General features: G+C 47.7%; 27 protein-coding genes and 1 other annotated feature. Of the genes, 1 reads left to right on the forward strand and 26 read right to left on the reverse strand.

Annotation, left to right across the window (positions count from 1 at the left end):
• Positions 1-7: 7 nt before the first annotated feature.
• From leuS to AC58VC_RS11290, 18 genes are all read right to left on the reverse strand, one after another.
• Complete coding sequence (gene leuS, locus AC58VC_RS11205; protein WP_497368823.1) at positions 8-2,467, reverse strand: leucine--tRNA ligase; 2,460 nt, start codon at positions 2,465-2,467, stop codon at positions 8-10.
• Positions 2,468-2,530: 63 nt separating this feature from the next.
• Positions 2,531-2,768: a binding site (T-box leader), on the reverse strand.
• 69 nt (positions 2,769-2,837) lie between these two features.
• Positions 2,838-3,599, reverse strand: coding sequence for a class I SAM-dependent DNA methyltransferase (locus tag AC58VC_RS11210; RefSeq protein WP_497368824.1), 762 nt, complete (start codon positions 3,597-3,599; stop codon positions 2,838-2,840).
• Positions 3,589-4,494 (reverse strand): CvfB family protein, encoded by a 906-nt coding sequence (locus AC58VC_RS11215; RefSeq protein ID WP_497368825.1) that lies wholly within the window; start codon positions 4,492-4,494, stop codon positions 3,589-3,591. Before AC58VC_RS11215 ends, AC58VC_RS11210 begins: the two co-directional genes overlap by 11 nt.
• Positions 4,491-4,838 carry a ribosome silencing factor gene (rsfS, locus tag AC58VC_RS11220; protein ID WP_477498717.1) on the reverse strand — a complete coding sequence of 116 codons (348 nt, stop codon included), beginning with the start codon at positions 4,836-4,838 and terminating at the stop codon, positions 4,491-4,493. The genes AC58VC_RS11215 and rsfS overlap by 4 nt, the downstream gene beginning before the upstream one ends.
• Before the next feature lie 18 nt (positions 4,839-4,856).
• A complete protein-coding gene (gene yqeK / locus AC58VC_RS11225) occupies positions 4,857-5,423 on the reverse strand; it encodes a bis(5'-nucleosyl)-tetraphosphatase (symmetrical) YqeK (protein ID WP_497368826.1) in 567 nt (188 codons plus the stop codon).
• The gene (locus AC58VC_RS11230; protein WP_497368827.1) at positions 5,413-6,000 is read right to left on the reverse strand and encodes a nicotinate-nucleotide adenylyltransferase; all 588 of its coding nucleotides are present in this window, start codon (positions 5,998-6,000) and stop codon (positions 5,413-5,415) included. The genes yqeK and AC58VC_RS11230 overlap by 11 nt, the downstream gene beginning before the upstream one ends.
• Before the next feature lie 12 nt (positions 6,001-6,012).
• Complete coding sequence (yhbY, locus tag AC58VC_RS11235) at positions 6,013-6,306, reverse strand: ribosome assembly RNA-binding protein YhbY (RefSeq protein WP_497369021.1); 294 nt, start codon at positions 6,304-6,306, stop codon at positions 6,013-6,015.
• A 20-nt stretch (positions 6,307-6,326) separates the two neighbouring features.
• Complete coding sequence (aroE, locus tag AC58VC_RS11240; RefSeq protein ID WP_497368828.1) at positions 6,327-7,187, reverse strand: shikimate dehydrogenase; 861 nt, start codon at positions 7,185-7,187, stop codon at positions 6,327-6,329.
• Positions 7,188-7,204: 17 nt separating this feature from the next.
• A complete protein-coding gene (gene yqeH, locus AC58VC_RS11245; protein ID WP_497368829.1) occupies positions 7,205-8,320 on the reverse strand; it encodes a ribosome biogenesis GTPase YqeH in 1,116 nt (371 codons plus the stop codon).
• A gap of 8 nt (positions 8,321-8,328) precedes the next feature.
• Complete coding sequence (locus AC58VC_RS11250) at positions 8,329-8,823, reverse strand: YqeG family HAD IIIA-type phosphatase (RefSeq protein ID WP_497368830.1); 495 nt, start codon at positions 8,821-8,823, stop codon at positions 8,329-8,331.
• A 90-nt stretch (positions 8,824-8,913) separates the two neighbouring features.
• Positions 8,914-9,693 carry an alpha/beta hydrolase gene (locus AC58VC_RS11255; RefSeq protein ID WP_497368831.1) on the reverse strand — a complete coding sequence of 260 codons (780 nt, stop codon included), beginning with the start codon at positions 9,691-9,693 and terminating at the stop codon, positions 8,914-8,916.
• 61 nt (positions 9,694-9,754) lie between these two features.
• Complete coding sequence (locus AC58VC_RS11260) at positions 9,755-11,986, reverse strand: transglutaminase TgpA family protein (protein WP_497368832.1); 2,232 nt, start codon at positions 11,984-11,986, stop codon at positions 9,755-9,757.
• Positions 11,979-13,265: a DUF58 domain-containing protein gene (locus tag AC58VC_RS11265; RefSeq protein WP_497368833.1), complete on the reverse strand. Its 1,287-nt coding sequence runs from the start codon at positions 13,263-13,265 to the stop codon at positions 11,979-11,981. The genes AC58VC_RS11260 and AC58VC_RS11265 overlap by 8 nt, the downstream gene beginning before the upstream one ends.
• Positions 13,266-13,269: 4 nt before the next feature.
• Positions 13,270-14,229: an AAA family ATPase gene (locus tag AC58VC_RS11270; RefSeq protein WP_497368834.1), complete on the reverse strand. Its 960-nt coding sequence runs from the start codon at positions 14,227-14,229 to the stop codon at positions 13,270-13,272.
• 754 nt (positions 14,230-14,983) lie between these two features.
• The gene (gene spoVAE, locus AC58VC_RS11275) at positions 14,984-15,334 is read right to left on the reverse strand and encodes a stage V sporulation protein AE (RefSeq protein ID WP_145657083.1); all 351 of its coding nucleotides are present in this window, start codon (positions 15,332-15,334) and stop codon (positions 14,984-14,986) included.
• Positions 15,331-16,350 carry a stage V sporulation protein AD gene (gene spoVAD, locus AC58VC_RS11280; protein ID WP_497368835.1) on the reverse strand — a complete coding sequence of 340 codons (1,020 nt, stop codon included), beginning with the start codon at positions 16,348-16,350 and terminating at the stop codon, positions 15,331-15,333. The genes spoVAE and spoVAD overlap by 4 nt, the downstream gene beginning before the upstream one ends.
• Before the next feature lie 4 nt (positions 16,351-16,354).
• Positions 16,355-16,828 (reverse strand): stage V sporulation protein AC, encoded by a 474-nt coding sequence (gene spoVAC, locus AC58VC_RS11285; RefSeq protein WP_497368836.1) that lies wholly within the window; start codon positions 16,826-16,828, stop codon positions 16,355-16,357.
• 18 nt (positions 16,829-16,846) lie between these two features.
• Positions 16,847-17,707: a DUF421 domain-containing protein gene (locus AC58VC_RS11290; protein ID WP_497368837.1), complete on the reverse strand. Its 861-nt coding sequence runs from the start codon at positions 17,705-17,707 to the stop codon at positions 16,847-16,849.
• A gap of 194 nt (positions 17,708-17,901) precedes the next feature.
• Here AC58VC_RS11290 and AC58VC_RS11295 point away from each other — a divergent pair, with 194 nt between their 5' ends.
• Positions 17,902-18,108, forward strand: coding sequence for a DUF1657 domain-containing protein (locus tag AC58VC_RS11295; RefSeq protein WP_497368838.1), 207 nt, complete (start codon positions 17,902-17,904; stop codon positions 18,106-18,108).
• A 199-nt stretch (positions 18,109-18,307) separates the two neighbouring features.
• Here AC58VC_RS11295 and AC58VC_RS11300 read toward each other — a convergent pair whose 3' ends face one another.
• From AC58VC_RS11300 to AC58VC_RS11335, 8 genes are all read right to left on the reverse strand, one after another.
• Positions 18,308-18,445, reverse strand: coding sequence for an N-acetylmuramoyl-L-alanine amidase (locus tag AC58VC_RS11300; protein WP_497368839.1), 138 nt, complete (start codon positions 18,443-18,445; stop codon positions 18,308-18,310).
• Positions 18,446-18,474: 29 nt separating this feature from the next.
• Entirely contained in the window at positions 18,475-19,236 is a 762-nt protein-coding gene (locus tag AC58VC_RS11305; protein ID WP_497368840.1) for a C1 family peptidase, read from the reverse strand.
• Positions 19,237-19,348: 112 nt separating this feature from the next.
• A complete protein-coding gene (locus AC58VC_RS11310) occupies positions 19,349-20,317 on the reverse strand; it encodes a glycosyltransferase family 4 protein (protein WP_497368841.1) in 969 nt (322 codons plus the stop codon).
• Positions 20,318-20,539: 222 nt separating this feature from the next.
• The gene (locus AC58VC_RS11315) at positions 20,540-21,658 is read right to left on the reverse strand and encodes a rhamnogalacturonan acetylesterase (protein ID WP_497368842.1); all 1,119 of its coding nucleotides are present in this window, start codon (positions 21,656-21,658) and stop codon (positions 20,540-20,542) included.
• A 12-nt stretch (positions 21,659-21,670) separates the two neighbouring features.
• Complete coding sequence (locus AC58VC_RS11320; protein ID WP_497368843.1) at positions 21,671-22,696, reverse strand: glycoside hydrolase family 88/105 protein; 1,026 nt, start codon at positions 22,694-22,696, stop codon at positions 21,671-21,673.
• Between the two features lie 53 nt (positions 22,697-22,749).
• Positions 22,750-23,574, reverse strand: coding sequence for a carbohydrate ABC transporter permease (locus tag AC58VC_RS11325; protein WP_497369022.1), 825 nt, complete (start codon positions 23,572-23,574; stop codon positions 22,750-22,752).
• Between the two features lie 33 nt (positions 23,575-23,607).
• Positions 23,608-24,495, reverse strand: coding sequence for a carbohydrate ABC transporter permease (locus AC58VC_RS11330; protein WP_497368844.1), 888 nt, complete (start codon positions 24,493-24,495; stop codon positions 23,608-23,610).
• Between the two features lie 101 nt (positions 24,496-24,596).
• Positions 24,597-25,916 carry an ABC transporter substrate-binding protein gene (locus AC58VC_RS11335; RefSeq protein ID WP_497368845.1) on the reverse strand — a complete coding sequence of 440 codons (1,320 nt, stop codon included), beginning with the start codon at positions 25,914-25,916 and terminating at the stop codon, positions 24,597-24,599.
• Positions 25,917-26,018 lie beyond the last annotated feature (102 nt).

A 26,018-nucleotide genomic window follows, 5' to 3' on the forward strand; every position in this document is an offset into this window, starting at 1 on the left:
TTCTTGACTAACCTACAACGATGTTCACTAATTTCCCTTTTACAACAATCAATTTGCGAACGGCCTTTCCGGCGGTCGCTTCTTTGACTTTATCAAGATCAAAAGCGATTTTCTCCATCGCAGCTTCATCGGTGTCTTTTGAAATCAGAACACGGTCCACAATTTTGCCATTGACCTGCACCACGATCTCAATTTCATTATCGACGGTCCAAGCTTCGTCATAAGTCGGCCATGGCGTATACGTAATCGACTCTGTGCCACCAAGCTTCTCCCACAGCTCTTCCGCCAAATGCGGCGCAAGCGGAGATAACATCTGAACGAAGTTTTTCATCGCTTCGAGCGGTAAAATCTCTGTTTTGTAAGCTTCATTGACGAAAATCATCATTTGGCTGATCGCCGTATTAAACCGCAGTGCTTCGAAATCCTCGGTGATCTTTTTGATAGAACGATGCCATGTTCGTTTGAACGTGTCACTTCCAAGCGTTTCATCCGCGCTGATTTTGGATTGAACTTGACCGTTCTCATCCACAAACAGCCTCCACACACGGTTCAAATAGCGGTAAATCCCGTCTACACCCGTCGTATTCCAAGGTTTTGTCGCTTCAAGCGGTCCCATGAACATTTCGTAAATACGCAGTGTATCCGCGCCTTGATCACTCACGATATCATCCGGATTTACAACGTTGCCGCGTGATTTACTCATTTTCTCCATGTTTTCGCCAAGAATCATCCCTTGGTTTACCAGCTTATGGAACGGCTCTTTCGTGTGAACAAATCCAAGATCATAAAGCACTTTATGCCAGAAACGGGCATACAGCAAGTGAAGTACCGCATGCTCTGCGCCGCCGATATATAGATCAACTGGCAGCCATTGCTGTTGAAGCTCTTGTGAGCAGAACTCTTGATCATTACGCGGATCGATGAAGCGCAGGTAATACCAGCAGCTGCCAGCCCATTGCGGCATCGTATTCGTCTCGCGGCGGGCTTTCATCCCCGTTTCCGGATCGATTGTGTTCACCCATTCCGATACGTTCGCAAGTGGTGATTCCCCTGTGCCCGAAGGTTTAATTTCATCGACTTGAGGAAGCAGAAGCGGAAGCTGGTCAACCGGTACTGGCTTCATCGTGCCATCTTCCAAATGAAGAATTGGAATCGGCTCTCCCCAGTATCTTTGACGGCTGAACAACCAATCTCTCAAGCGGTAAGTGACCTTACCGCGGCCTTTGCCGCTCTCTTCAAGCCATGCGATCATATGGCTGATCCCTTGCTCAATGTTCATCCCATCAATAGGTCCGGAATTCACATGAGCGCCATCTCCAGCGTAAGCTTCTTTCTCTACATTGCCGCCTTGCACGACTTCAATAATCGGCAGATCAAACTGTTTAGCAAACTCCCAGTCACGTTGATCGTGTCCAGGCACAGCCATGATCGCTCCCGTACCGTAACCGCCAAGTACATAGTCAGCGATCCAGATCGGCACTTTCCCGCCATTTACAGGATTAATTGCATAGGCACCTGTGAATACACCTGTTTTGTCCTTAGCCAAATCTGTACGCTCTAAATCACTTTTGCGGGAAGCCTTTTCTTGATATTCCTTCACAGCAGCCGTTTGCCCGTCAGTTGTAATTTGCTCTACAAGCTCGTGCTCAGGTGCAAGTACACAATAAGTCGCTCCGAACAAAGTATCTGGACGTGTTGTAAACACAGTCAGACTCTTCTCTTCATGCCCTTCGATAGCAAATTGAACTTCAGCTCCGGTCGATTTCCCGATCCAGTTGCGCTGCATATCCTTAATGCTCTCCGACCAGTCCAGCTCTTCCAGATCCTCGAGCAAACGTTCCGCGTATTCGGTAATTCTCAAAATCCATTGACGCATCGGTTTACGGATAACCGGATGGCCTCCACGCTCACTTAGGCCGTCGATAACCTCTTCATTGGCAAGCACCGTTCCCAGTGCAGGACACCAGTTCACAGGTACTTCATCTACATAAGCAAGCCCTTTGTTGTACAGCTGGATGAAGATCCATTGCGTCCATTTGTAATACTCAGGATCCGTTGTGGAGATCTCACGATCCCAATCGTAGGAAAATCCGAGCGATTTAATTTGCCGGCGGAACGTATCGATGTTTTTCTTCGTAAAATCACGAGGGTCATTCCCCGTATCCAGCGCGTATTGCTCAGCCGGAAGTCCGAACGCGTCCCAGCCCATTGGGTGAAGAACGTTGTAGCCTCTCATCCGTTTAAAACGGGAGACGATATCCGTTGCCGTATATCCTTCCGGATGTCCTACATGCAGCCCGGCTCCTGAAGGATATGGAAACATATCCAGCGCATAAAATTTCGGCTTATCCGAGTTTTCCAGCACTTTGAATGTTTTCTTAGCATCCCAATAACCTTGCCATTTGGGCTCAATCGCTTGCGGATTGTAGCCTTGTAATTCCTTTGTTTCTTTCGTTTCCTGTGTCATGTGAAATTTCCTCCCTGTGTACGGCTATAAGCGCCAAAAAACCCCTCATCGCTAGCGGATATCGCTAGGGACGAGAGGTTAGATTCCCGTGGTACCACCCTAGTTAACACAAGGCATACTTTGCCTGTGCTCACTCTGCCCCTTAACGCGGGTGAAACGATCCGGCTAGCGCCAACGTGCGTGGCGATTCACCATCTAGCTCCAAGGCGAGTTCACTAAACGGACATCTACCGGCTTCCACCCTTTAACCGGCTCTCTGCGAGATGCTGTGCAAGTTACTAATCCTCTTCCAAGCTTTGTGATCATCTGATTAGCTTTGATTATATGTAAAATAATGCCGTACTGTCAAGCGGCGGGGCTCCTTATGCTTTTATTTCTTCGCAATAAAGAAAGCCCGCTCTGTCAGCTTCGTGGGTTGATCCCATGTAAAGTCAGCAGCCTTATGCACTTCACGAAAGCCTGCAGCCCGCAGCATCTGCTCCAGCCATTCAAGCGCATAAGCACGCTGCTCATGCGTTTCATCGATGCGCCGGAATAGTTCCTTGCCGCCTTCCTCTTTGACAAAGATGGTCAAATCGTGCTGAATTTGAACTCTTTCCTCATCCAACTCGCTTGTCCAAATATATGCTACATCATCTTCGTTCAAGAAAAAAGGTTGAGACTCCGCATAAGCAAGCAATTGCTCAGGCGTATGCACATCGAACAGGAATAAACCGCCGGGCTTAAGCCCTTCATAGGTTTGACGGAAAGCATCTACGATGTCCTCTTCTTCTAGCAAATAGTTCAGGCTATCACAGAAAGATAGAGCAGCATCAACAGGCTCCCCTAGTTCCCACTCTCGCAAATCCTGCTGAAACAAGCGAACGGATCCACCGCGCGCAAGCTGAGGCTGTTCTCCTGCTTTTTGTTCAGCTACAGCCAGCATATCCTCCGACAAGTCAATTCCTGTCATGTGATAACCTTCCAGCGCCAGCGGAATCGTCAAATTGCCAGTGCCGCAGCCGAGATCAACGATCGAAACCGGCTTCACGCCAAACCGCTCAAAGCTTTCTTTGACAAAACGAAGCCAATCCTCGTAAGGCATGCTGTTCATTAGACGGTCATACGTATAGGCAAATTTCTCATAGCTCATTTTGACTAGGATTCTCCTCTTGTTTCAGATAAGTCCAATTGTCCTCCTGATAGATGAGCCCGTCTTTCATCAGCTTGCCTAGCGCGCGCTTAAATGCCGCTTTGCTTAGACCGAACCGCTCCTTAATGATATCCGCAGACGTTTTATCTGAAAATGGCATTGCATTTCCAGGTCGCGACGCTAGAACACTAAGAATTTTCTCTGCGTCTTCATCCATCCCTTTTTCCTTCGGCTGTCTCATCGACAAGTTCACGCGACCATCCTCTTCACGAACGAAGGCGACTCGCACGTCAACCAGCTCACCAACACGAAGTAGACGAGTTCTCTCCGTAGGAACGATAAGTCCGATTATCCCGTAACCGAGAACACCGGCCTCGCAAATAACGAAAGTGCCCATCTGCAGCGGTCTGTACACGCGGGCTTTCACCCAGCGGTTGCTCCAGCTTGAAGGAGCACGCACACAGAGTGGAGCCAGATCATCCTCCAGAGCCAATTTCGCAATTAAACGACCTTGACGGTCGTGAGCTAACGTTGCAAACACCTTGTCCCCTACTTGAGGTCGCAATTCCTCAAGTTCCGGTACATGACGGTAAGGAAGAAGCAAGTTACGTCCCAATCCCATCTCCAGAAAATAGCCAAATCTCGGGTGAATATCCACTACCTCGAGTAGCCCCACTTCGCCCATCTGGACGAGCGGACGTTTCATGGTAGCCATCAGCCTGTCCTGCGTATCATGGAATAAAAAGGCTTCCACGTGCTCTCCCGGTTTGATCTTACCCACAATCTCCGCATACGGTAAAAGGACATCCTGATAGCCGTCGCTCAGGAAATAACCGTTTGGTGGAACTTCCCTCGCTACCTCAAGGGTAACGAGGGATCCTGCTTCCAGTCTCATACGCGCTCCACAACTTTGGCATCGGACCAAAGTCTTTCGATGTTATAGTATTCGCGATCATCGCGGTGGAAAACGTGCAGAACAACATCTCCTAAATCAAGCAGAACCCATCTTGCTGTATCAATACCTTCATAGCCTCTGATCGTGACGCCGTATTCATGTGCTTTCTTTCTGGCTTCGCTAGCAATTGCTTGCACTTGTGTTTCCGAATTTCCGTGGCAAATAACGAAGTAATCCGCAATCATGGATACACCTTGCAAATTAAGAGTTACAACGTCCGCTGCTTTTTTATCTTCAGCCGCCTCAACGACAAATGCTAATACTTCCTCTGGGTTTTTACTCATTCAATCAACCTCCATAAGTTAGGTGTTTATTTGTTGAATCAAATCATTCCGTGTCAAAATGGTAAGCGGATAAATTCGTTTTCCTTTTTCAATTAAAAACCGAATCGTAGAATCAAAACCGGCAACTAGCGCCTTCTCCAAGCTGATCTTGGCTTCTTCGCGGATGAGCTCCACCCCGGGGAATTCACGGCCTGGCTCCATATAATCCGCTAAACATACGATTTTGTCGAGCAGCGTCATCCGTTCGCGCCCTGAGGTATGATACCGAATAGCATCTAGTATCTCCTCATCCTGAATGCCAAATTGCGACTGAGCAATGAACGCCCCAGCATGAGCATGCCAAAGCTCCTTGTCAAAATCCAATAAATCTTGCGGCAGCCCATTCTCGCGAATAATCTTAGCTTGCTCCTGCACAGGCCAATACTTGCAATAATCATGTAAAATAGCTGCAAGATCAGCTTTGACCGGATCTCCGCCGAATCGCTTGGCAAGCATGACGCTTGTTTCCATAACACCAAGTGTGTGGAGCCAGCGCCTCTCGGGCATCTGTTCTTTAACTGCGGCGATTAGCTTCTCACGCTTCATACAATTGGTTCACCTCCATGTAGCCGTTCACAACTTCTGGAACAAGGTACCGGACCGATCGTTTCTGCCCTCGTTCCTCGCGAATAGCCGTGGATGAAATTTCAACAAGCGGCATAGGGACAATAGTTACTTGCGAGCGGATGTTAGCCGACATATGCGCCATATCCAGTTCGTACCCAGGTCTGGCTAAACCGATAAAGCGAATATGCCGCACGATGTCATCGATGCGATGCCACTGCGGCAAATACTGAACCATATCTGCACCTATAATATAAGCAAATTCTGTAGTGGGATATTCTTTGCGCAGCAGTTCGATCGTATCGATACTATAGGATACGCCGCCTTTGCTGATTTCGATATCAATTGGACGAAAAAAAGGATTCCCTTCCGCAGCAAGGCAAACCATTTCCCAGCGCTGCTGCGTAGTGGCCTTCGGTGCATTGGACTTATGCGGCGGCACATTAGCCGGCATCAGCCATACTTCGTCTAATCCTGCTTCCACCCTCGCCCGCTCCGCAGCGATCAAATGACCGGTATGGATCGGGTCGAAGGTTCCACCCATAATTCCGACAAGCATGCTTACACCTCTTTAGCTCGGCAGTTCAATCTTCTTCTTATCACGCGATTCTTTGTAAAGCACGACGATTTTACCGATCACTTGTACAAGCTCAGCACCGGATTTCTCGGACAATTCAGTACCTACCTCAGCACGATCTTCTCCGCTGTTGTTCAGCACCGTAATTTTGATCAACTCACGTACTTCCAGTGCTTCTTGGATATGACGGATTAAGTGTTCGTTCACGCCGCCTTTTCCTACTTGGAAAATCGGATCTACATGGTGCGCTAGCGAGCGCAAATAACGTTTCTGTTTGCCTGTTAACATGGATGTCCCTCTATTCATTCTTATTCAGCTAACGACTGTTCTACCACCTGTCTCATCGCCGCAACGGGCGCAGGCTTACCAGTCCAGTATTCAAAAGCAAAAGCTCCTTGATAAATAAACATACCCAGTCCGCCATGGATGCGGGATCCCAGGGCTTCAGCCTCTCGAAGGAACCTTGTAATTCGTGGATTATAGATCAAATCACTAACGAGATGATGTTCTCTTAAAAGTTCAACCGGCATTGGCAGCTCATCCGTATGTGGATGCATACCAGCCGAGGTTGTATTCAATACGAAAGCCACTTCATCAACGACATTCGAAATCTCATCAAGCCCTAGACCGATTGTCTTCGTAAAAGCGCTGATCGTCTCTGCCAGCTCCAAAGCGCGCGCTTTGGTTCGGTTAGCTATATAAATGCAGGCTGCTCCCTCTTTGGCAAGCGCATAAGCAACACCTCTAGCAGCTCCGCCTGCTCCGAGTACAAGAACGTTTTTGCCCAACAGATCGATACCAGTCTCTTCTTTAAGCGACCGTACGTAGCCAATACCATCCGTATTGTAACCGATGAGCTTGCCATCTTCATTCACGATTGTATTCACCGCGCCGACGACCCGAGCTCCCTCGTCAATTTCGTCCAAGTACTGCATAACTTCTACTTTATGTGGAATCGTGACATTAATCCCGCGATACCCCAGTGCCCGAATTCCCCGAACCGCATCCCCAAGCTCGTCAGGACGCACATGAAATGCAGCATAAACTGCGTTAATGTCTGCCTCTTGAAAAGCGCGATTCAGCATAATGGGAGAACGGGAGTGCCGTATCGGATCTCCGAATACCCCATATAGAATCGTATGACTATCAATCGCCCGGCTCTTCTCCATGGTTTCCTCTGGTCCCCCTATATCAATGACTCGCGTGTGATAACCTTGATCCCCTTCGGTGCATGAACGGCAAGCTGTGAACCGGCTAGGCTGTTCACTTTGATCCAACCTAAACCAGAGATGAGCACATCCATTTGTTTCCCCTTTGGAATGTTCAGCCCATGCTTCACAAGTGGAGGCAGCTCGTCCAAGTCCGCTTCATTCGGAGGCGCAAGCATGACGCCTTTGTGATCTGCGTACAGATCATCTGCCCGCTCCAACTTCGTGCGATGTATCTGGATCGCGTTGGACGTGTAGCATGTGAACGACTGGTGTTCGCCTTTTATAAAATCAAACCGAGCTAACGCGCCAAAAAACAACGTTTGTTCTTCATTTAACTGAAAAACAACGGGTTTGAGCGGCTTATCTGGCATGATCCGAGCCAAATCACGTTTCTTCACAACCTCGGTTAAACGGTGCAAGTGTACAATCCCCGGCGTATCTACGATAAACCGCCCATCGTCAAGCGGGATTTTGACCAAATCCAGCGTCGTTCCCGGGTACTGGGATGTCGTAAGCTCCGCTTCCAAATCGCTGTAATCGCTGATTAAACGGTTAATAAGCGTCGATTTCCCGACATTGGTAGCACCAACAACATACACATCCATGTCGCCGCGGTATTCCTGCACTGCCGTAATCACGCGATCGAAGCCGATGTTTTTCTTCGCGCTGCAGAGCACGATATCAACAACCTTCAGGTTGGCCTCTTTGGCTCTACGCTGCACCCAGTTGATGATCTTGTTGGCATTTGTCACTTTCGGCAGCAAGTCAATCTTATTGACGACAAGCAGAACCGGATTCGTGCCGACAAAACGACCCAAACTGCTGATCATACTGCCTTCAAAATCAAAAATGTCTACAATCTTCACAACTAGCGCCTTGGTTTGACCGACATGTCCAAGCAATTTCAGGAAGTCGTCCTGCTGCAGCGTGATGCTTGAAGATTCGTTATAATGCTTGATCCGGTAGCAGCGTTGACAAATAACCGGTTCCTTTTGCAGCGCTTCGGCCGGAATAAATCCGAGCTTGCTTTTGTCTTCTGTTTGCAGCAATACGCCGCATCCCGCACAATGATTAATCGTTTCTATACTCATGAAACCTCCTAATTCTTCATCCTGGCATTTGCCCATTTCTCAATCCGCCGGTTAATTCGCGTGAAAAAACCTTCGTCATGAATGGAAATTGGATTTACCAGAATCGTGTAAAGCCCCATTCGATTGCCGCCAAGCACATCCGTCAGCATTTGATCGCCTATGACCGCTGTTTGTCTCGCATTCGTACCAAGCAGCTTCATAGCTCTGTGAAATGAAACGTTCCATGGTTTCTTGGCTCTGTGAATGAATGGAATGCCTAACGGCTCCGCAAAGGCGGATACGCGCCCATGATTGTTGTTGGACACGATGACGACCTTGAAGCCCATCTTCTGCAATCGGTTCAACCACTCTATTAACTCTGGAGTCGCATGCGGATCGCGTGCGCCTACGAGTGTGTTATCGAGATCGGTAATGATACCTCGAACACCAAATCCCCATAGATGATTGGCATCAATATCATAGATTGTATGCACGGACTGTCTGGGTACGAGCTTTTTCAGCAAACCATTTCCCTCCACTGCTTCCTCGACATATACGAGAAACTATACCATAGTGACCCGTTTGTTGCAAAAAGAAAAGAACATATTTTCCCACTAGGTACGGGCTGGAAGCGGCAGCCAATTCAGGACATTTTGAATTTTACGGTCCCAATAGCCCCACTCATGTTCGCCAGGCCCTTCCTCATAGGTCAAGTCTAGACCCAATTCCCTGCAATAATTACGGAAACGGATATTATCTTCATATAGGAAATCTTCCGTACCGCAGCACTGATATAAGCCCGGCTTCGGTCCCTTGCTAGCACTCACCTGCTCTGCCAAGTAGAACAAATCATTCCTACTGCCTTTGATCGTCGTCACATCGCCATAAATCAACTTAAAATCATCCGGAAAGTTCAATGCTCGGTGCGAAATATCTACGGATCCAGACAAGCTGGCAGCGGCTGCAAACCGGTCCGGATGAGTGAGAGCCAGCTTCATCGCGCCATATCCGCCCATCGACAACCCCGCAGCATAATTCAATTCTCGCTCCTCTGCGAGCGGAAAAAAGGATCTAGCAATTGCCGGCAATTCTTCGCTAATAAACGTCCAGTATTTCGGACCTGCCGCCATGTCCGTATAAAAGCTGCGATTAACAGCCGGCATAACAACGGCAATCCCTAGCTTGGCCGCATACCGCTCGATGGACGTTCTCCGCATCCATATGGTGTGATCGTCAGATAAACCATGCAATAAGTACAGCGTAGGGTGCTTTGTAGTGCCGTAGCTCGCTGAGGCCATCCCGATCTGATTTTGCGCCGGCTGCGGTAAAATAACATACATAGAAGCTGAGACACCTAGGGAATCTGAATAAAAATGACAATCGATAAAAGCCATTTGTATATGCTCCTCTCATAGGGAAAACCACCCCCCGGGAAGGGGGAGTGGCTCTCTTTGCCTATTTCATTTGTTCTTTTAATTTCGTAATCGATTGACTCACAGTTTGATAATCGCTTTCGGTAGAAACACTTTGACTGTATTTTGCTCGTTCAAACAGCTCTAGTACCGTTTCCAGATCTTTTTTCATCCACTTGCTTTGGCTTGACCACCTAGCCGTGGCTTCTCTCATCGTTTCATGCTCTAATCTTGTATAGCCCTTACGCCTGCTCATCCGCAGAAGCTTCTCAAATTCCACAATAATTTTCTGATTAAAATTAACGGCTTTCAATTTCTTTCTGTGCATACGCCATGTCCGCCAATAATTGCTTTTGAGCATGAACACAGTACCAGCAGCGATCACTAGAGCAGCACCAATTCCACTTAACGTCAACCATAGCCAAGTAAAACTTGGAGCTTGCTCTGTTTCTTCTGGTACCGTAACCGGATCGCTCTCTGTAGAGAGATCAACAGGCGGAGGCGTCTCCTCAGGAAACACATTCGGTAGCGCAAAACCGGAAGTAGGCTCAAAAGGAATCCAGCCAAAGCCCTCAAAATACACTTCAACCCAAGAATGAGCATCGGAGTTCCGGACTGTATAAGTGCCGGCAGCGTCAGCATCGATGTCTTCACCTAATTGACTCAAAATACCCAATTCACGCATCTGATCAGACTCTGGTGAAGTTCCTGATGAATACCCCTTAACCCAGCGGGTCGGAAGCCCGATTGAACGCGTAAGCACGGCCATTGACGTGGAATAATAATCACAGTATCCCTGTTTGATTTCAAACAAGAAACGATCTACAAAGTCTTTGCTTTTGCCTTTACTTTCGTCCGGGGTATTCGTATACGGGTAATGCTCCGATAAATAAGCTTCAATCAGCTTGGCCTTATCATAAGGATTTGTCGCTGATTTGGTGATATCGATCGCAAGTTGTTTGACACGTTCCGGAAGATCCGCTGGTATTTGCAAATACTCCGCCCATTCCGGTTTATTCGTATAGTCACTCTTCACCTCGCGCAGTTGCGCTACATCCAAAATAGGCTCCTGCGTAATAATGGCATACTCTTTGGGGTAATTCGTTCTGCCTGTGTAACGCAGCTCAGATTGCCGAGGCGACCATAGAATTCGCTGGAACGGATTCTCACCTTGATTTACTTCCACCAGACGCTGGATGGCATAACCGCCAAAGAGAACCGGAAAAACATCCTCTCTCTGCATAACAACGGTTTGTGTGACTTCCTGCGTTTTCAAAAGTGAGAGGTCAAACCTTGGATCAAGAGGCAGTGTATTCAAATTAATCCGATTCATTGGAAGCTTTTTCTCATTCGGACTAAGCTCCCATCCTTTTCCATTATACTGAGCTCTCGTCTCGCCTCGGAAATAGCTGCGTTTGCTAGTCTCAACTGTCATTACAGGTGTGTAGTCAAATTGAAATCCTCCGCCTAGCAGGCTGTCATCTCTGCTATAGCCCGATGAAGCATCGGCGGTAGATGCCGTGACGCTTACCCCTTTTCCTAATAAAGGTACGGATTCACCCCGACTTACTTTGTAAGCCGTATAAGGATCGGTTAGCACTGGTTCTACAGTAGGAGCCAATAACCCAACAAGCGTAATGACACCCACGATCAGCCCAACTGGGAGCAGAAGCGATGAGGGATAATCCGTAATTGTTTCCCAAATAACAGGTGCCCGTTTCTTCAGTTTAGCAAAGTGACGAACCATCAACAGTGAAAATCCACAGAAGATAACCATCGCTACTTGCGGCCACAAGAAAATGGTGCTGAAGGAATCCCGTATAGCAAAAAACAAAATGCTGACAGCAATGAGAACGAAAATACGCAGCCTGGATTTGATAGACCACATGGCAAACAAATAAGTCAGCCACGTACCTAAACTAAACCAAATATACGGCTCTAACTGACCTGCGTTTAATGCGATCCATCGGAGCGCGCCTTTCCAAGTCGTCACCTGTACAGCAACGAAATGGTAACCCATCCCAATGACATGAAGAGCGATAACCAATCCAAATTGGATGAGAATGCGCCAGATGTGGCGAAGATGCGGGATCAGATAGGTGACCGCCACTAGGCTTAATGTTCCTGTGGCAAATACGACTGTTTCAGGGAGCCATAAGCCGTCTTCCTTCATGATCCAAATAACAAATTGATATAGATAAATACCAGTAAGAAGCGCGCTTATGCGTTCTTCCCAATCGGTGAAAACAATTCTTTTCCAAAAGGAGCTAAGCATATCGTTTCGCCCCTCCCAACAGGTTAGGCAAGTCCGTTAATTGACTTACCTCATACCCCATATAGCCTTGTGAGCGAATCGCTTTGACCCAATCGTCCTTTGCGCTTTCCTGTACCGTACCCTGCAGTTTGAACGCATGTGAGGGTTCAGCATGAATCCACATATGACAAGGATTCATTTGAAGATGCTCGAGCTGCGTCAGCACCTGCATCATGACAGCGCCCTTTTGCGGGGAAATAAGGACAAAGAAGCAGCCAGCGGGCAGTTCCCGCGCATGTTCTTTTAATATTTGCTGCAAAGAGTGAAAGCCATCAGCTTCAACCCCGACCAAATGTTTTAAAATATGCTTGTGATGATTCTGGCTTTGTTTCGGTTCAAAATAGGTGGACTCTTTCCCGATCGAAAGCAATCCCAGCGCCAAATCGCGGCCGGCTCCATAGCGGAACAAGGATGCCGCCACAGAGACAGCTAGTTCAAATTCAGCAGCGTCACCATAGGCACGAGCCGTCCGGTCTAATAAAATGATCGTTTTGGGCAGTGACTCCCGCTCGAACTCTTTAGACTTCCAAGTCCCCGTCTTCGCTGTTGCATTCCAGTGAATGCGGGATAAGCGATCACCGTAAATATATTCACGGACACCGTTAATTTGCGTCGTTTCCCGGTGCGCTCTAGTCGTCGTGGAATGATGCTGCATGCCTTTGAGCATTTGATGGAATTGCGCCCATTCCCGGATGGCAACGGTTTGCGGGTACACCGTAATCGATTGCTGCAGTTCCAAGCGTCCCTTATGCTGGAAGAAGCCAAAAATATCCTCGGTGAGACATTCCGTATCACCAAAGCGGTAATATCCCCTTCGCAGCGGAGGCGTACTGTACAACAGTTCCCCTCGCCGCTTCCAATCCGGAATCAGCGAACCTTCAAAGATGGTTTCTTCGCCGCTCTGACGAATGAACTGATCTTTAATGATCATATAAGGAATCGGCCAAAAACCAGGAATCTGCACACCAATGCCGATTTGCAGCGATTGACCTGCTTCAAGTTGTGCATCCTGCCCTGGAATGGAGAGCTTTCGCGTTCCTTGCGCGCGCCTGATGCCGCTCCAGTTGCCAGAGAGTAAATAGATCGACAAGAGGGTGATGATAATAAAAAGCATGGAAGCTAGCTTACCACCTTGAAATAACATGAAGAATAAGCTAGCCGTGAAGCAGGAAATCAATAGCCATAAAGGAGCCGGAAACCGGGGACGCTCCCCGAATCGTTTGAATACCGGTCGAGTCATAGGCTCACTTCTCCAATCGAACTGGCACGCGCACCTGCTCAAAAATGGAACCGAGTACGGAGTTAACGGTGGCTCCATCCATGCGGGCTTCGGAATGAAGAATCATGCGGTGACCGAGCACAAAAGGCGCAAGGTACTTGATGTCATCAGGAATGACATACTCTCTGCCTTTCAGGAACGCATATGCCTTCGAAGCTAGCACAAGTGAAAGCGTAGCACGTGGGCTTGCACCCAGAAATACAGCCTGATGCTCGCGCGTTTTTCTGGTAATACTGACTAAATAATCCGAGACCGCGTCATCCATATGTACCCTGCGCGCTTGCTCCTGTGCTGCTAATACTTCGGCCGTATCCATCACAGCATGCAAGGCTTCCATCGGATGCGCTTTGCTCTGGGAAGCGATCATCTGTTTCTCGGCAGCTTCACTCGGGTAACCTAAGCTAAGCTTAATCATAAAGCGGTCAAGCTGCGCTTCTGGCAGGATGTAAGTGCCTTCGAAATCAATCGGATTTTGAGTGGCCAGCATGAGAAAAGGAGATGGCAGCTCATGGATATCGCCGTCTACCGTAATATGCTGCTCTTCCATCGCTTCCAGCAAAGCCGACTGTGTTTTGGTCGTTGCGCGATTGATTTCATCGACTAGTAAAATATTCGCCATGATCGGTCCTGAACGAAACAGGAATTTCTCTTCTTTGGGATGATATATGGAAACACCGGTAATGTCGGAAGGCAATAAATCGGGATTACACTGAATGCGACGGAATTGGCCGTCAATGGAACGGGCGAGAGCCTTGATCAGCACGGTCTTGCCAGTACCAGGCACATCTTCGAGCAACACATGACCGCCGGCCAGCATCGCAGTCAACAGTAATTCAATCTCAGCGCTCTTGCCGAGAATGCATGATTCTAAATTCGTTTTCAGTCTTGTTAAAACTTCTACATGATGATGGGTGGCAGTTTCCATGACTTAATCCTCCTTAGAGTTTTCATTAGAAAACTTACTTCGTAAGCACTGCTGAGTTTTCATAAGAAAACTTACTTCGTAAGCGCTGATGGTTATCACTAGGAAACTTACGTCGTAAGCATGAGCTTAGTTTTCGTAAGCGTTTGCTGCGTTGCATTAAAACCTCATCTTATCACGACCTTTTGGCAAAAAATCGCCAAAATGACCGTAATTCTTAAAATAGAAGAGAAAAGTGCGTAAATCCAGTTTACAGCAAAGTTTTTCGTCCGTATACTTGTAATTCCTCTAAATTTATTTGTTAAAATTACCCATGTGAATTTAGCAGCGTTATTGGGGTTTTAACGGGGGTTGGGAAAGGCAAAAAGTGGAAATGGTTGAACTGTACGCGTAGGCGGGGCGGGAGATATTGTGGCGTGCTCCGCGAGTTTGGATTGGGGAGTGGAGACGTAAGTCTGGCGCCATACAAATCCTGCAAAAAGTGCAGCTAAATTGGTGATTTCTGCGTATGTCGGGTAAAAGGCAATGAATGACATGTACTTTTTACATGTTTATCTCTAGAAACGGCAAAAGTGAGATCATTTGCTGTACTTTTTGCAGTTTGTGGGGTTGGATTGGACCACCCAAAACCATATTAATTAACTGTTGAAAAAGGAGCTAAGCGTCTTGAATACGCTTAGCTCCTCCATATTGCCGGAAGGGACTATTCATCAGGTCATTCCTGACCTTCTGAGACAGCCCCTCTTGGTAGATCTTTCTATCCCTTCGGTTTAACAAACACAGCGGCAATAAACGAGAAAATAATCGCTGCCGAGACACCCGCGCTGGTCACTTTGAAGATCCCGGTTATGATCCCAATGTAGCCATCCTTGTGCAGCTCCTCCAGAGCCCCATGAACCAAGGCGTTACCAAAGCTGGTAATCGGAACGGTCGCTCCTGCGCCCGCAAATTCAATGAATGGGTCATACAAATTGCAACCATCTGCGATAGCACCAAGGACGACGAGCGTACTCATCGTATGTGCCGGCGTCAGCTTCCCAACATCCATTAAGAGCTGACCGAAGACACAGATAGCGCCGCCAATGACAAAAGCCCAAAAAAAGTTCATGCGTACAACCCTCCAGACTCGATAGAAACTGCATGCGCGATACATGGGATGCTTTCCCCTTGCTGGAAGGAGAGCGGAGACAACAATGCGCCTGTAGCAACAACAAGAATGCGTTTCAGCTCTCCTTTCTTCATGCGCTTGAGGAGATGCCCATAGGTGACGGTTGCTGAGCAGCCGCAGCCGCTGCCTCCTGCTTGCACATTCTGCTTGTCCCGCTGATAGATCAATAAGCCGCAATCGTCATAGGTCGTTTGTTCAATCGGAACCTTGTGCTTCTCAAAAAGTTCACGTGCAATCTCCGAACCGACTGCAGCAAGATCCCCGGTTACAATGAGATCATAATAACCTGGCTCGCGGCCCAAATCGCGGAAGTGAGCCTGAATCGTATCAACCGCAGCCGGAGCCATGGCTGCGCCCATATTAAATGGGTCGGTGATGCCCATATCCACAACCCTGCCAATCGTTGCCGACGTGATGACGGGGCCATCCCCCGTCTTCCCAAGCACCGCCACCCCAGCGCCCGTCACGGTGTACTGCGCTGTCGGCGGCTTCTGCGATCCGTATTCCGTCGGATAGCGGAACTGCTTCTCCACCGTGCAGTTGTGGCTGCAGGTGCCTGCCATTACATAATTGGCGGCGCCTGAGTCGAGCAGCTGCGCGGCGAGCGCCAGCCCTTCCATCGAGGTCGAGCAAGCGCCGAAGATGCCAAGATACGGCATGCCCAGCGTGCGTGCCGCAAACGTATTGGAGATGATCTGATTCATCAGATCGCCTCCAATATAGAACTGAATTTGGCCGCCCGTGAGTCCGGCATTATCGAGGGCATGCTGCGCGGCTTCCTCAAGCAGCGCCTTCTCTGCTTTCTCCCACGTCTTCTGACCGATGGTCAGATCGCCATGCACAATGTCAAAATCTTCAGCAAGGGGGCCTTCGCCTTCATCAGGCCCAACGACTGTCCCTGTTGACAGAATCACAGGACGATTCTCGAATACCCAGCTTTGATGCCCTTTCAGCATATAATCAACCCCCACCCATTATGATTAGATGCAAGAGGCCCACAATGAAAGCAGCCACGGTACCAAAAACAATGACAGAACCGGCTAGTTTAAACATATTTCCACCTACACCAAGAACTAGTCCCTCAGCACGGTGCTCAATCGCAGCAGAACAAAGGGAGTTTGCGAACCCTGTAACAGGAACAGCGCTTCCCGCGCCAGCCCACTGAGCAATTTTATCGTAGATACCGAAGCTTGTTAAAATGACTGAAATAATAATCAGGACAGCCACTGTCGGGTTGCCGGCTGTTTTCTCTGTAAACCCAAACCAATTGATAAACATTTGCATAAAGCACTCACCAATTAAACAAATCAAGCCGCCAACTAAAAAAGCTCTAAGGCAATTTTTAAAAACAGGTCTCTTCGGTTCTATTCGTTTGGCTAATTCCTGATATTCCTGTTGGGTCATTGTTAGATTCTTCTTCTTATTGTTGGGCATACTTTCCCTCCTGCTTGACTAGGATCTTAACAGGGAATGAAGATCCTGAATGATCTTCGTCATCATGACTGAACAATCTTGATACATTTTCTTCGCATCAGGATGCTTCGTTGTTAAGGAATACAGCTCCAGATCCGCTTCACATTTCTTCAGCGTTGCTAGAAGCGCAGGTCTTTCGCTCGGCTGAGGCACTTGCAGCTTGTCATCATAGAGATCAACGGTGAATTCCCCGTTGGTGTCCACATGCCCAAGAAACACATTTTCTTTCGTTACTCCTAGCTTATCCAGTTCCGTTTGCAGCCATCCCAATCCTTTACCTGCTGCAGCTAAAGGTTCTTTTTGGATCACCCCATCCATAATGACTGTCTGGGTTGGTTTCTCTGTGCCCAGCTTCATTCCCAGATGTTTGGGCGTCAGAGGCTGCATATCACTTTTGAGTAAAACGCTCAAGTCGCCGCTAGATTCAAGTATCGCAAACTCCACATCCGCAACCCGGAAAACACTTTTGGTGCGCAGCTGCTCGAGAAGCTCGTCCCCTGTATATCTTTCTTTTTTCAAATTATCCTCAAGAACCTTCCCATCTTTGATGACCACTGTGCCTTTCCCTTCAAACAACATGCGCAAGGTTTTGCTCTTGAGTGTCAGCAGCTCCAATATAAAAGGTACAAGACACCAAACTAATATAGCGACAATCCCATGCATGAAGTTGCTTTCTATATCCGTTGAAATGGCACCAGCCAAGTCGCCGAGCGTGATCCCAATCACATATTCGAAAAACGTCAGCTGAGATATTTGCTTCTTCCCTAGGATTCGTGTCAGTACAAACAGAATGACTAATGCGCTAAAAGCTCTAATAGCGATATGTACCCAATCTGCCATAACTTGTTCCCCTTTCCTTCGCGAAGCTCCAAACAAAGTCATTATGTGCAAAATAAGCGGGTGCTATCATCGAATTATTTTGGATTTAATTGTCAATTATGAGAAAGAAAAGTCAGGGTATATTAATGATCGCAAACAAGTGAAATCATTATGTTCTTTGGTTGCATCCAAATTCAAATGAAGAGGTGTCTACCATGACTGTAGCTGCTCAAGTAAAAACAACTTTAGCCTCCCTCAAAAGCGCGCAAGCCAGCCTAGAGACCTTTGCGTTAGCAACGCAGAATCAAGAAGCTAAACAGCTGTATGAAACTGCCGCAATGGCCGCGCAAGACATTGTTACTCAAGTTTCCTCCAGGGTACAGCAATTGGAGAACGAAGAGCCGCAATACAAAGGGTTCTAATTTGGACACAAAAACAGCCGATACTCACGAGAGCAAGCTCTCGTGTACCGGCTGTTTTTGCTTTTAATACATCATGAGGAGAATTAATGTAAGAAGGACAAATAGTACTAAAATAAGCAGTTTGAGATTATCTTCTTTTGGCATGCGAGCCGCCCCTTGTTTCAGATCATTTCAGATCTTTTGGATAACATTCATTGTGCTATTGCGTTGGTTGACCGGAAGCTTTCCTCAATTCATTCGCTAACCGGTGAAACTCTTCTCTTGCCTGCGGATCGTCTGTTGCCATGTATGCCGCAGATAAAAAGGCAATGATTTTATTGGCGTCTTCAACACTCATCACAGCTTACTCCCTCCTAAAAGCACACGCTATTTTCCGGTCCAATAATCGAACGTGAGAAGATTACTTTTGAAGAACGAATAGGGTAAATAGCAGTAGCCTTGGTCACCCCAGCCTTTTCCCCAAGAGTTTCGGGCGATCACCACACCCTGACCTTTCTTCTTGCCATCCCTATACCCAACAGCTAACATGGCGTGCCCGCCAAGCAGCATTTCTTTCTTACGATCTGGATACGGAACCCGTCCGGTCTTGAGAACAGCTAAGCTTTCGAAGGAAGCATATAAATAGATCCCGAAGACAACAGGCTGACCGTCCGCCAAAGCCGCTTTGATTCCCGCCAGATCATGAATGCGATGATAGCTGCCAATTCGATAGCTCCCTGCCGCTTGCTCAGCTTCTCCATCTGGCTTCTCTTTAAATTTGGCAATTTGATACGGCCATTCGCTTTCCGGGCAAACACCGATTTTCTGTAGCACTTTCATACCGTCGCGGACTGTTGCGCCAGAGTCCCTGTTTACCGTACCTTCTAATTGTCTCTCGTGCCAATAATGAAAAAGCCGGGATAACCGTAGCGATGAATCGCTTTCTTGACGCAGCCAATATTCACGCAGTCCGCTTACAATGGCATTCGACGTACAAGAACCTAAATTCCCTTGATTGACAATTGGAGAAAGCTTGCTCCGTAAGTCGACTTTGCGGGGCAGCTGAGATTCACGCACATAATTAACGCTTCGGTAAAAAAAGTCGCGAAAGTCACGTGGGTCCCGCTTTACCGTTAACTTCCTTCTCATCTGTTTTCCTCCCCATTGCCCGTTTGTGGAATTGTACTCCAGTGTATTCACCCATAGGCAGTAGCGTGCAAAAAGCGCATACCCTTAGGGCATGCGCGCGCGGCAAAACCAACTATTTTTTCATCGCTTTCTGATAAATGGCTAAGTATCTGCTTGTCATGAGGGACGTGGCAAACCTTCGAATCACATAACTGCGGAGCGCAGCAGGTTCCGGGTAACGCCCTTGCTTGACTTTGGCAATCATTTCGGGAACAGAACGACATATCAGCTCAGGGAACCCCGCCATGACCTCTGGGACGGCGCCACGATTTAAAGCAATTACAGGCGTACCACACACCATCGCTTCAATCATAACAAGCCCAAAGGGTTCTTCCCAGACCGTAGGAAATAATAGACAAGCCGCGTATTTGAGCAGCTTTTGTTTTCTTTTGCCCCCGACAGGACCTACGAATTTAATATTAGGATTATTCTGAATACGAGGCATGATTTCCTTGCGAAACAAGGCTTGATCCTTAATCGGTCCGGCGATGATCAGCTTGCGGTTCGTTTTCTCAGCGATCTCAATGGCATGCAGAACCCCTTTTTCCCGCAAAATTCGTCCCATGAAAACCATGATATTGCTTTTTCTTGAACTGAACTCATAATCATTGGGATTAAGGCCATTATAGACGAAGTGCCCGCGATTATTGCCCATCACCGTTTTCGCCCGCTTTGAAACATAGACAGGGTGCTTCACGCGCTGTTTCACAGGAAGGTGCATCGTACACACCGTTGGAATGCTCAGCTTGCGAATCCCTAGAGCAGAAGTGAAGGTGTGATCATGGATGACATCTACGCCTGGCGGCATTTTTCGCAAAACATAACTGGCGATACCCTGATCACGAAGCCCCACCGGAAAAGGAACCAATTTGGCGCTTGTCCGACTGCCTCTAGTCGCGAAAATTGTCACCTGGTGGCCTCTTTGCACAAGACTTTCGGTCAGTTCATGAACAACCTTCTCTGTCCCTCCCTGATTCGTAGGCGGCAGCTTCTGAGCATCCGGAAAATTAGAAATCACTTGAACAATGTGAAGACGTTTCATTCGCGTATCCCTCCGTTATGCTCCAATAGCCAGTTTCGAATCTCCAAACCTATCACCGTCTCTTCGTAAGTACTAAGCTTTATGTTTAAAATATGCAAGACTTGTATAAATGCTACAGGCTTGAATCGCTTTCAAGTAAAATGGACTGGTAAAGAACCAGGCAAAACCACGTCTATTTCAGACGGGTCAACCTGGTTCCGTTAGGATAAGCTTATCCAATGCCTATCGAAGATAGCGCCAAAGTGGCTGAATATGTTGCTTACGGATACATGCAACTACTAATTCGGCGATCGCGATACCGCCTTTTTCTTGGAAATGGGTATTATCCTCCGCCCCTTTGGGGAAATTAGGGAACTCCCCGGGCCAGGCCCACATGAACAACGATTTGGTTTCCTCAGGACCGAGCGTTTCAAACAATTGCTTGCTTTCTTCCGCCAAATCAATGAGAATCACATCCGCCTCTTCCGCCAACTGCTTCATAGCCGTAATGTAGTCACCGTGCGTGTCAGTGATTTTACCAGCTTGATCAAAAAATCTCCGCTGCACAGGCGTAACAAGAATTGGAACAGCCCCCCGCGCCCGAGCTTCCTGAATATAGATCATTAAATGCTCTTTGTAGGTGGTAAAAGGGGAAGTCGCCCGCTCCTCGTCCAGCTTTTGATCGTTATGCCCAAATTGAATGAACAAGTAATCATTCGCTGTCATTGCTTCAAGAATCGGCGCGAATTGCCCTTCATTCAGGAAGCTCTTGGAGCTGCGACCTGACAGTGCATAATTCGCTACGGCAGCATCCGCTTTGATGAAAAGCGGGAGCATTTGCCCCCACCCTGTGTATGGATATCCATCCTGCGGCTGATCCGTTACGGTGGAGTCGCCAACCAAATACAAGGTAGCCGCTTGAGGCGCCGAAATGATCTCTAGCGCGTTAATACGAGGCGCAACGCCCGAGAATGCAAGCCTTAATTGTCCATCTGTTACATGGACGCTAAAGATGTTAGACACGAACTCCCCCGCCGCTGTTCGGCATTCCGACAGAAGCAGCCTTCCCTGTCCTACCTTCAAGCCCGTTGCAGTCGCTGTAATCAGGTCCCCCATTAGCGTGTGAATCGTATAATTGCCATTCGGCAAATCGACAAGGAACACAGCGCGGGTGGGAATGCAAAAGTCTTGACGAAGCGCTTCCGGTCTCCCCCGATCCCTCTCATACACCTCAGAGCCTTCCAGAAAGCCATAGCCCCCGCCATTACTCTCAGGATAGAATGAATTATGGCTAATTTTCGTAAAGCCGTCTTTGGCTGCGCTTTGCTGCGGACCAAAATCAAATTTCAAATGTATATTCATCATTTCTGCCCTCTACCAGTCCCTGCGGTTAAGCAAGGAAGATAAGAAGATGAGTCCCAGACCTTGACCCCATCCTTGAATTCGTTTGTAAGGAACTCCTTTGTAGCCGTCAATATCCCGCATGACCGCTGTGCCAGCAGACACTCCCGCAACAGTACCGTCCTCTGTGATGCGTGAAAGAATACCCTTAATCGACTTGTTCGTATATTTATTGTATAACGGACCTGCACCGATTAGTGCGGCCGCGATACCTGCAGAACCGGATGTTTCCAAATAGGCATCCTTATCCGTCAGAACGGTATGCCATAACCCGCTTTCATCCTGCAAACGCACAAGTGCGCTTAATTGATCACGCAGAGAGCCTTCAATAATCATAAAAGATGGATGAGTCACATGAACGAGCCTCAATGCCCTCGCCATCGTTATAGCAGCCCATGAATTGCCGCGTGCCCAATAGATACCTGACATATGATTTTGCACCAGATTATCCCACCCGTGGTAATACAAGTTCGTTGCTGCATCCTGCAGCACATTCTCATGCCCGTGATATTGCTTCAATCCGTCCTCGAAATAATCCTCACGATTCAACATCGACCCGATACGCACCAGGAAGTAGCCCGCCATGAACATCGTATCCACCCATGCCTGCTCGGGGAAATTGTATGTCTCCGAGTTCACTGTATGTTGGAAAATACCATCTCCAAATCGCTCCGCCTCATGCTTCAGGAAGTCCGCCATTTGCGTTGCGATTTCTATATACCGGTCTTCCCCGGTTTCCTTGTACAAGGTTAACAAAGAGTGACCGATCGAGATGCCGTTAACGGACAGCTTGGGCAGCCCATCCTCCAACTTCTCATCAACCCATTCTTTTAACATATCAAGATACTCTTTATTTCCTGTTGCTTCATAAGCTTCCGTCACACCGTAGAAAGCTACGCCGCCCGGCCAATCCCAATTAAAGTCCATGCGGAACGTTCTATGCACAACGCGGTCAATGACTTGACGAATTTCATCTGGATCGAATTGTAAAGCTGGCATCTCTTCATTTCCTCCCTGTAGACGGTTATTGATTAAATGAGTACTCATGCTCGTTACCCTTTCAAGCCGCTCGTCGATATTCCGTCAACAATATATTTCTGGAAAATCATGAACACAACGAAGATCGGGACTAAGGATAAAGTCGACATGGCGAACATGCCGCCCCAGTTATTTAAGGACTCACTGTCTAAGAAAAGCTTAAGCGCTAGGGATACAGGGTAAAGCTCGGCATTATTTAAATAGAGCAGCGGCGTGTAGAAATCGTCCCATCTCCAGTAGAAGGAGAAGATTGCCGATGTCACTAGAGCCGGGACGATAAGCGGAATAATAATTTTGTAGAAAATGCTGTATTTGCTGCAGCCATCCATTTTCGCAGCCTCATCAAGCTCAGGTGGAATCGTGCGGATAAATTGCATAATTAGAAAAATAAAGAACGGAATTCCGAAAAACTGCGGCACAATAATCGGTTTAAAGCTCGATAACCAGCCAATTTTGGCGAACAAAATATACTGCGAAATGATGGTTACATCTTGAGGTAGCAGCAGCGTCAGCATCACCATGGAGAACCAGAACTTACTCCCGGCAAACTTGATGCGAGCGAAGCCGTATCCGACAACAGCGGAGGATGCCACTGCACCGATGGTCGAAAGAATGACGATAATGAAGCTATTTTTCATGAAGGTTGCGAACGTAATGCCTGCAAATCCCTTCCAACCGGACACATAGTTGCCCCACTCCAGCCTGCTGGGGATCAGAGAGGTTGCTGTTGTGTAAATCTCTTCATTTGGCTTAAAGGAGCTGGCGACCAGCCATAGAATCGGATAAATCGCTATAAGCGCGATGAGGCATACGATCAGATGATACAGCACTGTTTTCATATTTTTCGCTCGAAATACCATGTCAGATCCCTCCTAGCTCTCGTAATGAACCCAATATTTTGATGTTTTGAAAATAACCAAGGTGATGAGCCCGATTAAGATGAGCATGAACCAAGCCATTGCTGAGGCATAACCCATTTCAAAGAAGACAAATGCGCGATGGAATAAATACAGCGAATACAGCAGCGTATTATTAAGCGGTCCGCCTTCACCGTTCGAAATGATATAAGCCGGCGTGAAGGTTAGGAAGCCCGAAATCGTTTGCAGAATGAGATTAAACAAGATGATTGGACTTAACAAAGGCAATGTGATGTGAAAAAATTTGCGAACAGGACCCGCTCCATCCACGCTTGCTGCCTCGTAGTAAGTGCCTGGGATGTTTTTGAGCCCAGCAAGAAAGATAAGCATCGAAGAACCGAACTGCCAGACTGACAAGAGCACCAACGTACCAAGTGCCGTAGCCGGCAAACCAATCCAAGAGGTCGTGGTATGGATACCTATGCTTCCAAGGAAGGCATTGATCAGCCCTTTGTCCCCGAAAATTTGACGCCACATGATAGATACCGCCACGCTTCCGCCAATGAGCGACGGTAAGTAATAAGTGGCTCGGTATAACCCAATCCCTCTAGCAGCGCGATTGAGCAGCATGGCTACCAATAAGGCGATGATTAGACGCATCGGAACGGATGTGAGCACGTAGGTTAGCGTCACACGAATCGAATCTATAATTTTGTCATCATTTGTGAACATCTTCTCGTAATTCGAGAATCCTACCCATCGCGGCGGAGACAATAAATCATACTCCGTAAATGAGAAATAGAGCGAAGAAAACATGGGAAACAGCGTGAAGATCAAAAATCCAAGAATGAAAGGTGAGACAAACACATAGCCGACTATGTGATCATTTTCACGTAGTTTCATAATTCCACTCCTTTATGCTTATCATTTTCTGTGTATTTGGAAGGGCAGCTGGCTTAGAGCCACCCTTTTATACCTGGACAACGTGTTGTAACCATCGATGTTCACTTCTTATTTTTAGCTAAAATGGCGTTAGCTTCACTCATGAATTTGGCAGCGGCCTCTTCCACCGTGATCTTGCGAAACAGGATTTGTTCTTGCATATCACGCAGCAGCCTGCTAACCTCTGCTGACCCGATCGGATCAGGAGGATCCATGGGGCTGCTGTTCTTCTCCACCCAAGTTACATAATCGTACACTTTCAATTCTTCTTCAGAGAGCGTAGGCTTCAGCGCGTCTTTGACCTTCGAGGAAATGGGAATTCCCCGATCGCCTTTGATCAGTTTATTGGCCTCCAAATCATTTAGAAACCATGAGATGAATTTGGCTGCTTCGGTCTTTTGCTTAGAGCTTTTGGCGATGGAGAACAGCATCGTGGGCTTTAAGTATAGCCCTAGTTTCCCATTCGGTCCCGGCAGTCCGGTTAAACTAAGAGGCTTGTTAGCGGCTTCCTGCAGCGACGTGAATTGATTCGACCACGCCATCGTCATGAAACCATCCCCTAGAGCAATCGGGTTCTCCTCAGGCGTCAGCTTGGACAATGACTCTTTGCCCCAGTCGCGCATATAACCCGCTTCGTACCACTGGAGATACATGGTGAAGTAATCTATAAAATATCGCGGATCGGTAAATCCAAGACTCGTACCATCCTGGCTAAAATAGTGCTGATCTTGCGTGCGCAGATAGTAAGGAAAAAACTGATCGAAGCGCATATGATCGAGCACTTTACCTTTTGCCTTCATTTGCTTGGCAATTTGCTCCAAATCGAACCATGTCCAGCTCTTTGGGATGGCAGATATCCCTGCCCCCTTCAGCATGGCTGCATCGTAGGTGGTACCCATCGCATTCACGCCTAACGGTATGCCATACAACTTACCATCGACTCGTCCGGAATCAATCGTCTCTGGCGATGCTAATCGCACATCGATCGTTCCGCTATTCGTCAGCTCAGACAAGTCTTCCAATTGATCCTTCGTCGCATATTGGGTTAGATACGAGATATCCATCTGGATAATATCGGGCAATTGATTGGCCGCCGCTTGCGGTGCTAGCTTTTTCCAGAAATCATCAAAGCCGGCATATTCCGTATCAATTTTCACGTTCGGGTTCAGCTCCTGATACATGGCAATCAGCTTCAACGTGTAATCATGTCTCGATTGACCGCCCCACCAGGCAATTCGCAGCTTAACTTCTTGCTTGGAGCTGCTTCTTTCAGACTCAATTGTCGTCGGGTTTCCATCCGCAGATGGTTGTTTCGCGCTGCATCCGATTACGGAGAACATCAATGGAATTAGAAGCATGGCTGGGAATAGTCTGCGTTTCATTGTTAGCGTCCTCCTGTGTACCCTGCGCTCCACAACTCTTATTATGGGCTTGCAGGAGCAAAAGTTGAATCTAATTTACCGCGTTAAATGTTCAAAAAACAG

It is taken from the genome of Paenibacillus sp. J22R67, assembly GCF_059692175.1.